Raw genomic sequence first — 1,171 nt, forward strand, 5'->3', positions numbered from 1 at the left:
TGTCTAAAGAAAAATTTGAACGTGTAAAACCGCACGTAAACGTTGGTACTATCGGCCACGTTGACCACGGTAAAACAACTCTAACTGCAGCTATCTGTACTACTCTTGCAAAAGTTTACGGCGGTGCTGCTCGTGACTTCGCATCAATCGACAACGCTCCAGAAGAGCGTGAGCGTGGTATCACAATCTCTACTTCTCACGTAGAGTACGACACTCCAGCTCGCCACTACGCACACGTAGACTGTCCTGGACACGCTGACTATGTTAAAAACATGATCACTGGTGCTGCACAGATGGACGGTGGTATCCTAGTTGTTGCTGCGACAGATGGCCCAATGCCACAAACTCGTGAGCACATCCTACTAGGCCGTCAGGTTGGTATCCCTTACATCATCGTATTCATGAACAAATGTGACATGGTTGATGATGAAGAGCTTCTAGAGCTAGTAGAAATGGAAGTTCGTGAACTTCTATCTGAATACGATTTCCCAGGTGATGACCTACCAGTTATCCAAGGTTCTGCACTAGGCGCACTAAACGGCGAAGAGCAGTGGGAAGCGAAAATCATCGAACTAGCTGAAGCTCTAGATACTTACATCCCAGAGCCAGAGCGTGCAATCGATCTACCATTCCTAATGCCAATCGAAGACGTATTCTCAATCCAAGGTCGTGGTACAGTAGTAACTGGCCGTATCGAGCGTGGTATTCTGAAAGTTGGTGATGAAGTAGCAATCGTAGGTATCAAAGATACTACAACTACTACATGTACTGGTGTTGAGATGTTCCGTAAGCTTCTAGACGAAGGTCGTGCGGGTGAGAACGTTGGTGCCCTACTACGTGGTACTAAGCGTGATGAAGTAGAACGTGGCCAAGTACTTGCTAAGCCAGGTTCAATCACTCCACACACTAAGTTCGAATCAGAAGTATACGTACTTTCTAAAGATGAAGGTGGTCGTCACACTCCATTCTTCAAAGGCTACCGTCCACAGTTCTACTTCCGTACAACTGACGTAACTGGTGATATCTCTCTACCAGAAGGCGTAGAGATGGTAATGCCTGGTGACAACATCCAAATGGTTGTTGAGCTAATCTCTCCAATCGCGATGGACGAAGGTCTACGTTTCGCGATCCGTGAAGGTGGCCGTACTGTTGGTGCTGGTGTTGTTGCTAA

At 47.0% G+C, this 1,171-nt stretch carries 1 protein-coding gene; it reads left to right on the forward strand.

What is annotated here, in order from left to right:
* Positions 1–1,171, forward strand: a 1,171-nt coding sequence (tuf, locus tag PQQ36_RS22455) for an elongation factor Tu (protein ID WP_017420760.1), incomplete at both ends; no start/stop codon positions are given.

This window comes from Vibrio sp. CCUG 15886 (assembly GCF_028570825.1).
GTDB classification, from domain to species: Bacteria; Pseudomonadota; Gammaproteobacteria; order Enterobacterales; family Vibrionaceae; genus Vibrio; species Vibrio vulnificus_B.